The 14,589-nt window shown below is 45.0% G+C and carries 15 protein-coding genes; 7 read left to right on the forward strand and 8 right to left on the reverse strand.

The window, feature by feature from the left end:
* Positions 1–131 precede the first annotated feature (131 nt).
* Together ACM64D_RS13455 and ACM64D_RS13460 are read right to left on the reverse strand one after the other, a co-directional pair.
* Positions 132–590 (reverse strand): hypothetical protein, encoded by a 459-nt coding sequence (locus ACM64D_RS13455; RefSeq protein ID WP_415063741.1) that lies wholly within the window; start codon positions 588–590, stop codon positions 132–134.
* A 305-nt stretch (positions 591–895) separates the two neighbouring features.
* On the reverse strand, positions 896–1,930 hold the full coding sequence (locus ACM64D_RS13460) for a hypothetical protein (RefSeq protein WP_415063742.1): 1,035 nt from the start codon (positions 1,928–1,930) through the stop codon (positions 896–898).
* Between the two features lie 141 nt (positions 1,931–2,071).
* On the opposite strand from ACM64D_RS13460, the gene ACM64D_RS13465 reads away from it, so the two are divergent.
* The 3 genes from ACM64D_RS13465 to ACM64D_RS13475 all read left to right on the forward strand — a co-directional run bounded on the left by ACM64D_RS13465 (position 2,072) and on the right by ACM64D_RS13475 (position 5,767).
* Positions 2,072–2,878, forward strand: a complete 807-nt coding sequence (locus tag ACM64D_RS13465) for a TIGR02147 family protein (protein ID WP_415063743.1) — start codon at positions 2,072–2,074, stop codon at positions 2,876–2,878.
* 180 nt (positions 2,879–3,058) lie between these two features.
* Positions 3,059–3,616, forward strand: a complete 558-nt coding sequence (locus ACM64D_RS13470; protein WP_415063744.1) for a hypothetical protein — start codon at positions 3,059–3,061, stop codon at positions 3,614–3,616.
* Positions 3,617–3,805: 189 nt separating this feature from the next.
* A complete protein-coding gene (locus ACM64D_RS13475) occupies positions 3,806–5,767 on the forward strand; it encodes a hypothetical protein (RefSeq protein ID WP_415063745.1) in 1,962 nt (653 codons plus the stop codon).
* Between the two features lie 112 nt (positions 5,768–5,879).
* On the opposite strand, the gene ACM64D_RS13480 is transcribed toward ACM64D_RS13475, so the two are convergent.
* The gene (locus ACM64D_RS13480) at positions 5,880–6,521 is read right to left on the reverse strand and encodes an endonuclease I family protein (RefSeq protein WP_415063746.1); all 642 of its coding nucleotides are present in this window, start codon (positions 6,519–6,521) and stop codon (positions 5,880–5,882) included.
* A 264-nt stretch (positions 6,522–6,785) separates the two neighbouring features.
* Here ACM64D_RS13480 and ACM64D_RS13485 point away from each other — a divergent pair, with 264 nt between their 5' ends.
* Together ACM64D_RS13485 and ACM64D_RS13490 are read left to right on the forward strand one after the other, a co-directional pair.
* Positions 6,786–7,181 (forward strand): hypothetical protein, encoded by a 396-nt coding sequence (locus ACM64D_RS13485; RefSeq protein ID WP_415063747.1) that lies wholly within the window; start codon positions 6,786–6,788, stop codon positions 7,179–7,181.
* Entirely contained in the window at positions 7,178–8,113 is a 936-nt protein-coding gene (locus ACM64D_RS13490; RefSeq protein WP_415063748.1) for a CapA family protein, read from the forward strand. The genes ACM64D_RS13485 and ACM64D_RS13490 overlap by 4 nt, the downstream gene beginning before the upstream one ends.
* A gap of 45 nt (positions 8,114–8,158) precedes the next feature.
* On the opposite strand, the gene ACM64D_RS13495 is transcribed toward ACM64D_RS13490, so the two are convergent.
* Together ACM64D_RS13495 and ACM64D_RS13500 are read right to left on the reverse strand one after the other, a co-directional pair.
* A complete protein-coding gene (locus tag ACM64D_RS13495) occupies positions 8,159–9,397 on the reverse strand; it encodes a hypothetical protein (protein ID WP_415063749.1) in 1,239 nt (412 codons plus the stop codon).
* Positions 9,398–9,551: 154 nt separating this feature from the next.
* On the reverse strand, positions 9,552–11,093 hold the full coding sequence (locus ACM64D_RS13500; protein ID WP_415063750.1) for a sigma 54-interacting transcriptional regulator: 1,542 nt from the start codon (positions 11,091–11,093) through the stop codon (positions 9,552–9,554).
* A 175-nt stretch (positions 11,094–11,268) separates the two neighbouring features.
* Between ACM64D_RS13500 and ACM64D_RS13505 the strand changes: the two genes are divergently transcribed.
* Positions 11,269–11,451 (forward strand): hypothetical protein, encoded by a 183-nt coding sequence (locus ACM64D_RS13505; RefSeq protein ID WP_415063751.1) that lies wholly within the window; start codon positions 11,269–11,271, stop codon positions 11,449–11,451.
* A 12-nt stretch (positions 11,452–11,463) separates the two neighbouring features.
* On the opposite strand, the gene ACM64D_RS13510 is transcribed toward ACM64D_RS13505, so the two are convergent.
* Positions 11,464–12,105, reverse strand: a complete 642-nt coding sequence (locus tag ACM64D_RS13510) for a hypothetical protein (RefSeq protein WP_415063752.1) — start codon at positions 12,103–12,105, stop codon at positions 11,464–11,466.
* Between the two features lie 346 nt (positions 12,106–12,451).
* Here ACM64D_RS13510 and ACM64D_RS13515 point away from each other — a divergent pair, with 346 nt between their 5' ends.
* Positions 12,452–13,222, forward strand: a complete 771-nt coding sequence (locus ACM64D_RS13515) for a cytochrome b562 (protein WP_415063753.1) — start codon at positions 12,452–12,454, stop codon at positions 13,220–13,222.
* Between the two features lie 94 nt (positions 13,223–13,316).
* Here the strand turns inward: ACM64D_RS13515 and ACM64D_RS13520 are convergent, their stop codons facing one another.
* Together ACM64D_RS13520 and ACM64D_RS13525 are read right to left on the reverse strand one after the other, a co-directional pair.
* Positions 13,317–13,808 (reverse strand): hypothetical protein, encoded by a 492-nt coding sequence (locus tag ACM64D_RS13520; RefSeq protein ID WP_415063754.1) that lies wholly within the window; start codon positions 13,806–13,808, stop codon positions 13,317–13,319.
* A 35-nt stretch (positions 13,809–13,843) separates the two neighbouring features.
* Positions 13,844–14,191, reverse strand: coding sequence for a hypothetical protein (locus tag ACM64D_RS13525; protein WP_415063755.1), 348 nt, complete (start codon positions 14,189–14,191; stop codon positions 13,844–13,846).
* Positions 14,192–14,589 lie beyond the last annotated feature (398 nt).

The following is a 14,589-nucleotide window of genomic DNA, read 5'->3' on the forward strand; positions in this document are numbered from 1 at the left end:
TTGGTTTTTTTGTCATTTTGTATTTCCCAGGCCCCAATAGGGTCTTTCTGGTGTTTATATTTGAGAAGGCGACCTAGACCTGAGTTCTAGGTCGTCGCCTTCCAGGGATAACTATTGCAAAGCCTCAAGGCCTACTGCCTGGGGCAGTGGCGTTGCTTGCACTTGCGGCGCGAGGCTTGCAAAAAAGTCTCCGGCCATTTCAATGGTGAAGTAGTCGCGATAGATGGCTGTGGCGTCTTTGAGGATTTTGTAGAGCTGGTTTTTTCACAAACGATCCGAACGTGATCATACTTCGGACCGTCAGTTGGTTCCCTTCTTCTGATGCAGTCGACATAACGGCGAACCTTGTCGCGATAACGTTGTTTGGATTTTTGGGCTATCTCGTATTCAAAGGCGATGATCTTTCCGTTGAGGGACTTATTAACCCCATCCGGTGCCGAATCCCTACTGCCTTTAAATTGAAAGTATTCCGAGTACACCTTTTCTGAATCTTCAAGTGCTAAACGAGACTTCATCACTTGGATATCGTGATCGAAAGTGCGCACGTCGATTTGTTCGATGTACTTACTCGGAGTCAACGACGACTGCATGTAATAGATCAGTTCGTATCCATGCTTAGTGCCGATGTAATAGCTTTTATGCTCGAATCGTTATCTTACGGGTCGCAAGGTCATTGCTGCCGTAGTCTACGGCGGTGGACTATCGACATTTACTAACCTTCGAATGACGAAGACCACAGATTAATCTTATTAAAAAATAACTCAGGCCTTTAAATAGTATAGGTCTCTATCTTTTTTATATCTGAACTCCTGCCAGATCATTTGCTGCTGATCTTCCCATTTCTTAGTGGAGTCCAGATAAGAGTCCTTCCGTAAAGCCGCTTTTTTTTATGCTCTTACTCGATAATATCGGGCGGAGGCAGAATAAAATAGACTCCGTATCGGGCGAATTCTGATAGCAAATTATCTAGATCGCTGTGATCGATAGTCTTCTCAAGAGATATCTTATCGCAACTCCTTGGTCCTGTGAGTTGAAGTTTAATGACGATTTGAGGGTAAAGGTAGGTACCGTCCACACTCTTTACCACACACTGTCGAGGCACTAATATCGAACTGTTGTTGTTAGATTCCAACCCAGCGAAATGAATTGCCAGGTTTCCTGAGACGTAAGGATATGCCTGCTCACTCTTATTGGAGTGAGTTTGCCCATTAAAGTTAAATTCGGCATTATTATGGCCGGGCAGAAATGAAGTCGAAAAGCTAATATAAACTTGAGTTTTCTCTGGAAGCTCCCGAAGCGTGGCATTTCTAAAGTTGACACCGCCCTGCAGACCACCAGCACTTTGCCCATAAAATCCCGTATACTCTTCACCGATAAGGCTCAAAACCTCATGCAAAGCCAGTCGTTTCTTAGCTTCAAAATCTTTGAGAGCATCCCATCGTTTAGAGTTCAAAATAATAACACCTGAACTTGGAAAATTGAGCGCGTCCACCACTTGAGAATCATCAAATCTTCCTGATCTCAACTCGCTCTCCGAGACGGCCACCGAGGCGCGATCAATCGCAGAAAAAATCTTTTCTCGAGTGACATTTGTTCTCATTCTCTGCAGATCCACGGTCATAGCTGCAGCTCTGGCGGCTGTGACAAATTCTAAAGCTGCGGCATTTCCTCCACCGGCATCGCCTCCACCCATAAGTTTTCTATCGAGGTTTCTTTGACGCGCCCTCTTGACCTCATCCAGAAGACGTAAAACATCTGTATTGCGATTTACTTCCAACAAGTCACGCTCACGGAGACTTAATTGCCCTGCCGTAACTTGTTTGACAGGTGTCTGACCTGCGATAGTCGCCGTCCCATTTTGAGACATAGGAGGCGCCGCAACGGCGCTCAAAGCCAATACATTGGATATTAAAATGAGGGCAAACTTCATAGAGCCTCCTAAGCAAGGTTATAGCAATCAGTCGGCCAAACGTTTAGCCTCGTGTCCCAGCTTCCCTAGTGATTTTGCACAAAATAGGGCTTAGTTTTTACAATATGTAAAGCCGGGTTTTAAACTCTCCGATAAAGACTTATGAGCATTTTTAATTACATCGAATATCGAAAATATCTCAAAGCGACTCTCGAATCCAAACCTCGCAAAGGTTACGGAGAACTTTCAAAATGGGCTGAAAGCTGCAATATTCACCCGACTCTTTTAAGTCTTATATTAAAAGGAGATCGCGAGCTTTCCCTGGAGCAGGCCTTCGCCCTCAGCCACCACCTCGGACTTTCTGCCATGGAGCAAGAGTATTTCATTCTACTCGTCCAGCACTCACGCGCAGGAACTTCAGCCTATAAAGCTTATCTGCAAAAGAAGATCGATGCAGTTAAGGATGAGGCCACCACCGTCAAAAAACGATTCCGCCACGAATCTGAAATTTCCGACGAAGCGAAAATGATTTTCTATTCGAGCTATATCTATTCAGCCATTCGCCTTTATTGCGATGTTTCTCCGAACGGAGTCTCTTCGGAAATGCTCATCGAAAAGTTCAATCTTGATCGAAGGGATCTGCAGGAGAAGCTGCAATTCTTATTACACAGTGGACTCATCCTGGAACAAAAAGGTCGATACAAGCTGGGCCCCTCTCGCACGATGGTGGGAAGAGAATCCGTCTTCGTCACCAAACATCATCAGAACTGGCGAATACAAGCCATTCTGAAGGCCGAGCGACTTTCTCAGGAAGAAATGATGTTCACCTGTCCCATGGTTCTTTCGAAAGCAGACTTTGCGGCCTTCAAGGTTGAGCTTTCTGAACTTATCCAGAAGTTTTCAACCCTGCTGAAGGATTCAAAGAGTGAAGAGGTGGGTTGCTTTAATATCGATTGGTTTTGGCTTTAAAACCCGGATATCTAATACAACTAATTGATATCACTTATATTTTCATTTCACCAAACAGCCAATTGACTTTACATATTGTAAAATCTGCGATGTCCTTTTTACTAAATTGATATGGAAACTCCTGCCGATGCGATGCATTATGGGCCCAGTTGAGAGATATTAATTTGAAAGGAAATACTTATGAAAAGCATGAAACTCTTCTCTGTACTATTGGGACTTGTAATCACAGTATCCAGTGCCATTTCTCGCGCTGAAGCAGACGTCAGTTATGATTTCGGTGTCCGACCTGCTGCAAAGCCTCAGCCGGTCGTAGATCGCTCAGTAGCGCTCACGCACTTCCCTGCGGGCACAACCATCACTCTAGCCCGTCCAATTGATTTTGAGATAGGCAATAACTGGGTTTTTCTTGGAGATGGAGGTCATGAATTTCTAATCTATGTTCAGCTTCATAAAGACCTTGATACAACTTATGAGCGAATTTTAGAACCTCGCGTTCTTAAAGTCGCAAGCGCCAAAGCCCCTTATGCTTCCGCCTGTGATTATGATATCGGCCCAGATTACTGCTCGCACCAGAGGGATCCCATCACCTTTAAGATCCAAGGCGACAGTGCGGTCGACAGTATCCAACTCTGGAACTATGGGACAGCTTATCCAGATACGGAGTTGAGTCAATCGAACTTAGACTATCTTCACAGTCTCGGCATTACCTTCAGCTTCCCAAAAGCAAAAGAGCTTTAATACAGAGTTCATCCCCCACAAAAGAAAGAAGGATGAGAGTTACCTCATCCTTCTTTCTTTTAAAAAGCCACATCTCATTTTGAGATGCTTTTAGTGACATTTATCTCCAAGTCATTCGTTCTTGCATATCGAACTAAAGTTTCTTTCGCAAAATTCCGTTTAGTATCCTCCTAGACCAGGGGGAATACTTTGAAAAAGAAATACTTTGCCTTAAGTTATTTCTCAGTCGTAGCGATCGCATTAGGATTGATGTATCAGAATATGACAATTTCTGGTGCCACTCAGCCAGCGGAGTTACAAATTCACCTGGCACCGACAGGAAACGATAGGAATATTGGAACCGCGAGTTCCCCCATCTTGAGTCTTCAGCGCGCTCAAGACCTGATTCACGAGAAGTTCATAAAAAAACAAGAACCCCTTAGACCCGTTAGAATTCTTGTGGCACCCGGCCGCTATTACGGTCAAGGCGTAAACTGGGATACATTTTTAAAAAATCTTCCGATCACTATCGAAGGACAAGGTAACTCAAAACAAGGTGTCGTCTTTGTTGGAGTCTCAGAATCCTTTGCAAATAATATTTTCGCGAACTTCAATTCAAAGCTGCCCACCACGGGTAGTTCGATCTTTTTAAAAATTCCTGCCCGCAATAATAGGTACTCGAATCCGCGCATACTCCAAAAAGACGGCACCCTGAACGTATCTCGCGACGAGTCCGGTAGAGTTGCCCTAAATTTAACTATTAAAGGACTTACAATTGCGCACTACTGCGAAGCGATCTCTTTTTTCCCACTAAATCAGCAGATCCTAGAGAAGGTTAATATCACGAATAACACCTTTCAAAATATCGGCTCCATGTTCGACCCTGTCTTCGACTCTACAAGCCAGAAAAGGATTGGGGCGTGTGTCTGCGCAATACGATTGGTCGGCTCACAAGAGTTCAAAGTCTCCGACAACCGCTTCCTAGATAATTTAAATCTCCAAAAAATTGAAACCTTCAAAAACAGATATGGCCCCGGGCACTTCCATTCCATTTATCTCTCTAATAATGCCAGTCGAAATCTCATCGAGAACAACCTTTTTGACCATACAAATGGCCCTCCTCTGAGAATTCGAAATGCCTCTGATGATAATGAATTCATTGGAAATACATTCAGAAACTTCGACTACAACCTTTACGCTGCGAATGGTAAAGGCGATGCGTATCTCGCTAAGAATAGTAAGTTCGCGACCCTGTCCGAGTGGTATTGCCAACCGGATCAACCCTCTTGCGAGGGCGTCAAAGATTGCAAAAGTACAAGCGCCAAACTCATCCGCAACATTTATGATGACAGTTTTATTCTTTTCAACTCCATCGCAACTGCAGGTGCCAGATCCACCTGCCCTACAAATGACGATCACCTAAAAATTCAGGTGGAAGCGCGACAGAATTTCAATTCTTCGAAGGGGCTCTGTATGCTTAAGTCTGTGAAGGCTTGCCCTCGTCAGGGACTCGCGGCAGGCTTACAGGTCATCGACTTTGCAAACCCTAAATGGATCTCGCTTCAAAATAGCACCGCCGAGGAAAAAGCCGTCGCCTGTCAAGATCGGCTAAAAAGTGTTTACTATGAATGCAAGACCTCCGATCCCCTATTAGCGATTGAGGCACAGCTTATTATCGACAAACAGTCCACTAAACGTTTCGAAATCGGCAACGGCTGTGTCGTGCGCGGCGAGGGCTGTTCCCGAATGCAGCTCAATGGAACTGAAAGAATGGACAATGATCCGGCGGCTCAACAAAATGCCTCACGTTGTTTGGCTCGCAACAACTCTTGGTACGCCTCCTGTTCCAAAGACAACATTGATCAGCATTTTCTTATCAGCTCCCGGTACTTAGATGGGGACAGAGCTGTTGAAAAGATCAGCGGCAATGGTTGCATGATTTCTGCAAACCAATGTCCACGCATGGGCTTCTTTGATGGCCAGACTCGTCTTGACTCTAAAGACGAAGCCCATTCTGACTTACGAATTTGCCAAAAACGTGCAGAACAATATTGGAACTCCTGCACTCGAGATATGGCGGAATCTAAAAAGGGAAATGTCAAAGTCACAGCGCGCTTTTTCAACCGAGGGGTTGAAGCTGGAAAAGCAGTATTTGATGGACGATATCGATAGTTGCCAATAGATACTTGGTAGCTATTTTATTTTTAATAAAATACACGAACCCGACTAAGGCAGACATAGCCCACAACACCTGTTTTTAGGCGTGGAGTTCTACTCAAAGTTCTTAAAAATTATCTATCTGCTCGACGAGTTCTGGATGCTCAATAAATGGATTTAAGTTGTTTTGATATTTTTCAATGAGGTGATTGCGATCAAGTTCATCCTGATCGACGGGATCCATCACGTGCCAACGACGCAAAACCTTTTCCTGGTGTTCATCGATCGTCTTGTCATAACGAATTGCAAAGTAGAACAAAGCGCGAGCCACATTTCCCTTATGATTTTGCGGCGGTTCAAAACAATGTTCAGAGTATTCATTATATCCCCGCTTACTTTGATCCGCCTCCCACTTAACATTTTGGACGTCACAAAATGGCAGACTGCTTCGCATCGAGTTTGTCGAACTGGTGGTCGAAAACAAGTGATGTAAGTCACTCTTCGCATCCCCGTTGGCACCTTCAGACTGAGGCCAGGTATGCTCGACGTTCATCAACTTAGGACTTGGAACCCCCACAAAGTCCATACAGACACTGGGAGAATAAACGCTGCAAATCACACCCTCCGTTTTGTTCAACTTAGTGAATAAAACTTCATTTGCAGCTTTATATGTGATGGGACGATGAACACTCTTCACTGCTTGACTCAGATCACTGCGTAAGTCAGCCAAGGCAGAAAAAGAGAATATCAGTAAAAACCCTAAAGTCATATGCGCCCTGTTTAACAAACTCCCCCTCCTCCTTCAATAGAAGAAAAACTATTGAACCAAATACCCGAACCCCACCCCCTAAAAGGGTCATCTCACTAAATACCTAAAACCACAGTGGCTTTTACAACCTCTACGCGCAAGAAAAGGCCTTATCGCCTTGAAAGAGATTCCATCCAAGGCAAACATTCATCCCCGGAAACCCCTTCGCCCCTCCCCGAAAAGACCCTTCTTGACCCTATTGCCGCGGTCCTTCACTATAAATCCATGACCAGCTTCAAAGTGTTTATCGCTCTTTTCTCGCCGCTTTTATTAATCTCATGCACCCATCTTTCATCTCAGGATAAATCAATATACGCTTGCCATTTTCGCTATGGAGGAGACTGGAAGCACTTTGAGTTTTCTGAGACCCCCTATTACGAAGCTAAAATCTTTGATGCGAACTACTTTTTCCGAGCCAAGGTTGAAATCGTGACTCCTCCTACGGGAGAAAAGCTTCTTAAAGTCTACTCCTACGCGGAAGCTCATGGGCGAGATCAACTTATTCACCAGGCTGTTTATAATGTCTCTAAAGCGCCTTTGAACGAAAACATCACAGGGGAACAAACTGTTTACGAACCGGCAACCGAAGCCGAAATGAAATACTGGTGCGAAGTCCGATGAAAACACTTATCTTTTCAACACTGATGCTTTTGGGTTTTTCATCTTTTGCTCAAGAGGTCTCTTTGAGTTTTGTCGGCGACATCATGCTGGCTGATGGCCCCGGAAAATATATCAAACAAGGGGGAGATCCCTTTAAAGAATTTCGTCAGGACTTAAAGAAAACTGACTTTGCCATCGGCAATCTCGAGTGCCCTGTTTCCACGAAAGGCCAAGAACTGAAGGAAAAGCCCGTGACCTTCAGAGCCCACCCCTCCAGCGTCAGAGTCTTAAAAGATTTATTTCACGCAGTTGGTCTAGCCAACAACCACACTGGAGACTACGGCACAGAGGCCTTTCTTGAAACCCTGGACGTTTTGAACAAAAACCAGATTCATTCTTTCGGTGGCGGAAAAAACCTCAAAGAAGCTCACCGCGCTTTGTATCTCGAAAAAAATGGTCTCAAGATCGCTGTCCTTGCTTACAACGATTTCAAACCTCGTTCTTTTGAAGCTTCCAGTGAAAGCCCCGGACTGGCATGGCTCGAAGACGATCAGGTTTTGCAAGATTTTGCCGAAGTAAAAAAACAAGGGGCCGATGTGATCATTCCTTTTTTGCATTGGGGATGGGAATATGAAGGGTCACCGAATCAACGGCAAATTGAAATAGCCAGATTAATGATCGACAACGGCGCCAGCATTGTCGTTGGTGGCCACCCCCATGTGACTCAGAAGTTTTCAGAATACAAAGGAAAAAAGATCATTTGGAGTTTAGGGAATTTCGTCTTCGATGGTTTCCCTGAAGGACCTCGGCGCGTGGGTTGGCTTCTGCAATTTACCGCCACCAAGAATTCTGTGAAGGATCTTAAAGTGATTCGGGCTCGTCTGAGTGAAGGCGGAATTCCCCATCGCGACGGCGAGGTGGATTTAAAGAGTGAAGAGTTTTCCGGAATATAAAAAAGGCCGGGATTAAATCCCGGCCAGCCTTAGACATTTCACGTCTTACTGAATATCTGCAAAGCTCACGCTATCAAACTTCAATCCAACAAGTTGATTCACCCAAGCCGCTGGCGAAGTTGCCTGAGCAGCAGGATGAAGACCGAAGGCATAGGCACCTTGAGCTGAAAGTTCGATCCCCGTATTCACCCCACAGTCTCCAACGTTGGAGATATTGGTATGACAACGGTTGTTCGGCACCTCGATATACTTAGAGGCGTCAGCCAAATCGTTGCCAGTTTGAGTAGAGGCGTAGTAGTAGCGCGTCTTCAAACCTTGATTCAAATTTCCCTTGATCGTCGCAATACGTGCCGCGAACTGAGTACCATTATAAAGTGAGCTATCGTAGATATCGCTGGCAATCCCTTCAACCTGTGAGACTCCAGTGATTTCACCATTTGTCATAGATACCTGGGCCACGATTCGGTCATGGCGAGACCAACCGCACGAACCCTGCTCGGCACACAAGAAGCGATCTGAACGACTTTCAAAGCGCAGCTTCCCAGTCAACAAATCAAAGCTTGCCGCATTCGCACCCGACTTATTCGGGCTCACTGCCGACTGATCATCTTCAGTTAAAAACTCGACCGTTGTGCCAGAAACCTTCGCCGCCAATCGATAAGTTCCAAATTCTTGCGACGTAATCGAAATCCCTGTGTCGTAGTACGAGTTAAAGAACGCTGGTTTTGAGGCTCGAACGGTGGCCACCATGGTTCCCACGCCCATATTCGCCAATTGGGATGGAGTAAAACAACTGGAGTCAGCAACGACCGTAACCTGATGTTCCTGATCGTCAAAGACCACTCCGGCTTTTTCAATAGCACAGGAAATAGCTCGGATCGTATGTAAAGATCCTGGAATAGAGTCCCCCGAGGCTTCCGCCACTGAAAGTTTACAATAGAAAAGTCTTTGCGGATAATCCGGACTTTGGGTGTCGAGATAATTTCCCAGCTCATCAATCGGCATCGCGTGCTCATTGCACAGCTGATTCACCAGATTTGCCTGAGCAAGAATTTTCCCCTGAACCGCCTTACCACTTTGCACAGCGGATTGACTGGCAAGGCCTTGTCCGACCTGGACAATAACCCCTTGCACCGCCCCCATCACCAATGATGGTTTCTCTGCGGTGATTGTTTCAGGCACAGCGCCTGAAGCACTGTCCTCTTTTGCCGCCTGACATCCCGTCAATGCGAAAGCATATATAAGAACGCCAACACTGAGGATTTTATTTATTTGCTTGTTCATACCACTCTCCTTGTTAAAGTTGCGCGCAATTGCGTTTGCGCTACCCCTTAACAGAGCAAGACCGTGGCCAAATCATAAGCTATGGATTTTATTAAAGTCTCATTTCAAGGCGCCAACTGGTGGTTGCAGGTTGGCGGCAACTTTTAGAGCTTTTCTAGGCGGCTTTCTTATTGAGTATCTTTCTGAGACCTTCCCGGGAAACTCCCAAACGGCGAGCCGCCTCAGATTTATTACCAAGGGACCCTTGAATCACTCTTTGAATCATCTCTGCTTCGAAAACTTCGCGAGCCTCACGCAGACTCATTTGCTCGAAACGCTTAAAGGAATCCTCTGACGCAGGCGCCGCCGCAACCAACTGCACAGCGCTGCGATTGCGAAATTGAAAGTCATCGGGAAGCAAAATAGTTCTCTCGCCCGCAGAAAGACACGCGCTTTCAATTTTATTTTCAAGTTCACGAATATTCCCCGGCCAACTGTACTCAATCAAACGCTCCATGGCCTCGTCACTGATCGTACGAAGTTTCCAGCCTCGCTTTTGGTAAAGCTGCTGCATGATCGCAGAAGCCAACTCCGGAATATCCCCTTTTCTTTCACGCAAAGACGGCACCACGAGATTAACAACATTGATGCGATAATAAAGATCCTCACGAAACTTCTCTTTTTGAATCTGCGTTTCGATATTCTTATTCGTGGCACAGATCAATCGAAAGTCCACGGCTTTGGGGGGCTCATTGGAGCCCAGTCTTTGCACTTTCCGTTCTTGGAGAACACGCAAAAGCTTAGCCTGCATCTCAATAGGCATTTCCCCGATTTCATCTAAGAATAAAGTCCCCCGATGAGCGAGTTCAATCTGCCCCTGACGCGGTAATGTCCCCGTGGCAGCCCCTTTCACGACACCGAAGAGCTCGGCTTCAAAAAGAGATTCAGGAATAGCTGCACAGTTGATGGCAATAAAAGGCCCTTCTCGACGAGACGAATGATGATGAGCCAGGCGAGCCACAACCTCTTTCCCGGATCCACTTTCTCCCGTAATCAGAATATTCGAGTCGGATTTTCCGAAATCCCCAATATGATCATAAATTTTTTGCAGATCTGCCGACTTTGATTTCAAACTGACAGAAGAAATGCTCTTTCGCCAGATATTTTTACGGTGTTCAATCGCGGACTCAGAGTCCTCCGTCATTTGACTAATTTCGTAATTTTCAAAGGCCATGGTCGCTAAAATAGAAAGAGCCTCTAAGGCATACTGATCGTGCTCGTCAAAGTCCCCCTCGTTCTTATTAAGAACTTCAATGACCCCCACCACCTTACCCTCTTTCCAATGGAGGGGTACGGCCAGAACCTTTTTCGTTCTATAGCCCGTCTTTTCATCGGCTGCAAAATAGAAGTCCTCATCTTCCTCAACTTGATTGCTATAATAACTTTTCTGGTCACGAAACACTTTTCCCGCAATCCCTTGGTCGGCGCTAATAACAATCGTGTGATTGCGGATACCTGTTGCGATGTAGTTACTCAGATACTTCAGATGTTGTTCAATCTTGAATTGGGAATCAAAGAAGATGGCACCACGTTCGGCCCCTGTCGTTTGAATACAAAGGTCCAAAATCCGCCCGATGAGGTTCTCACCTTGCGCTCGTTCGAAAAACACTTGAGAAGAAGTACCTATAAACTTGAGATGATTATGTGATTTAGACATATCCCCTGTATCGGCAAAAACCGCCAACTTATGGAGGCTGCCAATGGGACTTTCTAGTATTGTGACAACCCCTGTGGGCGTTTCAAAATAGGATCTCTTTAGTTTTAAGGACTTAGAAGATGGCCTGCATTTCGCTCTTTAATTACATAGAAATTTCTCACAAAGGAGATTTTTTATGGACACAACTCAGAAAGCCCGTCGTTTTGAGGAAATGGAACGCGAACTTCGTTTTCTATGGCAGGAGGCTCATGAAGAAGTCATCGCAAGTATTAAAGAACGAAAAATCAAGCAATACTGGGAACTTTTCCGTGCCTACAAAAAACAGAAGCAGTTCTTGTTGGCTTTGGAGACAAACTAACACCCCGGCACCTCACTTGAGGTACCGTCCCCAAAGAACAAAGAGCCACATCAACAGCGCCGGCCCTGCGAGCATGGCTGCCGAGGTTCCCGCTGGCGGAACAGGTCCAAAAATACTTGAGGCGTAAATAGCCAAAAGAAACACAATTAAAACTATGAAAGAAATCAAACTGCCTTTTGATAGCCTAACTTTGCGTGTAAGAAACAACCAAATTCCTGCAAAAAAAATTCCGAGTTCCAACAAGACCGTAATCGGAACAGAACGCCAAAGTAGAAAACCCACCTTGATAGAACTATCATCCAAAAGCGGCAAATCAGGCTCGTGAACCAAAAGATCCAAGAACCAATGACTGAGCACAAGGAAAAAAAGAACTAAAGAGGGCCGCTTCTCCCGCCTCACGAGATAAAAGACACCGGCAACTAAAAACGACCAAAAAAAGGTTGCCACAAGACTATGCGAGAAAGGGTAAGAATCAAATTTCAGGACATTCATCCCCATCTTTTCCGAAAGCGGAGACACGGATTCCCAGCCAAGAAGAACAAAAATAGGCCAAATTAAATCAATAAACTGCGAAGCAAGAATACAAACTCCCAAATTTATTTTGGGTTCAATTCGTTTTGCCGCAAACGCCATTCCAAAGTGCGCTAAAAACATAGAGAATCCTTCCGCGTCCAGATCTTTTGTCCCAGTTTAGATACATTTCATCACTAACTCAAACGATTATACCTTAGCAATGTGACTATGTCATTTACCCGAAAATCTTGCACAACCCGAACTCCCTTTTTAAGCTGCGCTTGGGTTGTTTGCGTTGTTCGAGAGAGCTTCAACAAATACCCCGTCGCCCCCGCAAAGGTTTCGGTCTTCTGCGGGGATTTCTTTTCTCACTCTCTTGGATTCACCCCTAAGTTTATATTTACTAAATTTTCAAGCCCATCCTTTAATAAATTTGAATTGCCGGAACATCCTCCAGACTCTAGCGTCTAGGCAAAAGGAGAAACTTATGAAATCACTTCTGTTAGTCCTGTCACTATCAATTTGTAGTTCTGGCTTCGCGATGGATCCGACCTCCCACAATCCCCTTGAATCCTGTATGAAGAAAATGAATCAAAACTTAAAAGCGATCGCAAGACAGGTGCAAGAACCGAGTCTGAACCAACAAACGGCTCAATGGGCCGACAAACTTTCTCAAATCACAACTCAATGCAAAAGCAACGTGCCCGACGGAATCAACAGCCTTCCCGACAATGAAAGAGACACGCGTAAAGCTCTTTACGAAGAAATGATGGATCATACGGCGGAACTCAGCGATCAACTTGCGGCAACCCTTCGTAAAAATGACAACCTCAAAGCTCAAAAGATTGTGGAAAGTCTTATTGCGATTAAGAAAGACGGGCACCAAGAGTTTAAGCACAGTGATTTCACGTTGATGGCATATGATCTTAAAACCCTTATGAAACAGATGGGCACCAATCTTAAGCTCATCACAACGCGAATCAACGATCCGGCTCAAAATGCCAACTCTGCAAAGCTGGCTGACGAAATGACTCAAGCCACTTTGGAGTCCAAAAAGCATATTCCGGGATCTATTTCTTCTTTGCCAGCCAGCGAACAAGCTGCTCGCAAGGAGCAATATGATAAAATGTTAGATGAAAGCGCGGGATTGTCTCAACAACTGGCACAGGCCCTCAGAGCCAATGATACGGCCAAAGCCAAAGTTCTTCTTGAGCAATTAAGTAGCCTCAAAAAAGACAGTCATATTGAGTTTAAGTAAGAAATTCGATTTCTCGCTGTCGACTCCTGCGAGAAGGAAGAGATAAGATCCTAAAGACTACGACTAGGTAGTCTTTAGGATTAACACCAAGACCCTACTGAGCCTGGTACTGATGAGCCTGTTCCCAAAAGAAGGGACGGTAGAAATCTTGAATGTCTGTGTCAGACTTTTCTCCAAGAATGGCCTGAACTTTATCCAGGGCTTCAAACATATTTTTCATCTTTTTATCGTTCAAAGAAGTCAGTTTTTTCTTAAGACCTGCGACCTTCTTGCGATCATAAGGTTTTGTTGTGATGGTTTCAAACAACACACCTTTTAACTTCGAGGTCTCTTCCTGAATTTGGAAGGTTTCCTTCGCCAAATTTCCGTGAAGGTTCATTAGCTGCTTTTTCTGATCCGCCGTCAAAGTCTTTGAATTCAAGATAGACTCAACACCTTTTTGAGCGACGCCTCCATGCATTTCAGCCGCAGGCTGCGCTTGAACTTCTTTTTCAAGCTTTACTTCTTCCGCAGAAGGCTTGGATGCACAATTAACCATAAGAACCGAAAACAGACCCACTACAAGAACTCGAACAGAACTTTTCATATTAGTTTTCCTTTCAAACCTCTAAAAAAATGATCTTACAAACACTCATTCACAGACTTTACAAAATACTCAGTCAAATCCCCACTTTTATCATCCAAAATATCGTAGATCGACTGCACCGGCTCCACCACACAGCTGCCTTTTCTGAAAATAAAAAAGTCATCCTGAGGGATCATAAAACGCATGGATAGTATGCACGATTTTGCATTTCTTCGACAAATAATCTCGTCAAACGAAACAGGGTGTGAATTTAGCAACTGATGTTTCTGTGCCTTCCCATTCAAAAGCTCAAGAATTGTTCCTCGCGCAGAGGCAGAAGGAAAGGCCAAACTTACCGAACTCATCATCGAAACTATTGAAAGAAATAAAACTGCATTTCTCATAAGGAACCTCATATGCTTACCTTCTAACACCCCGGGATGGGGTTGATCAATGACATGGGTCATGTCTGGAGTCGCTCCAAACCACTCAAAACACGACTTCCGACGCTTCGCTGCAAAAAATAGAGACCTTCTGTGCGAAAAAAAACGCTCTTACTGGATATCTCTTCCTTCGATGTGTTTTGACTTTTCACGGAGGTGGAGGACGGCCCGAATAGTTTGTGAGCATGAGCGCACACGGCGGAGGCCATGGATTCCCTGGAGCGGGCGGCTCGCTTCCGAAGCGTCTTGTCGGAACAACTAGCTACGAATTCTCCGCCACCACTGAGATCTTTAACTTTTTCCAAAGAGCCTCGAGCTTGAATTCACATAGTGTGGACTGATTTAAGATTTCGTCCACA

It is taken from the genome of Bdellovibrio sp., assembly GCF_047637665.1.
GTDB lineage: Bacteria > Bdellovibrionota > Bdellovibrionia > Bdellovibrionales > Bdellovibrionaceae > Bdellovibrio.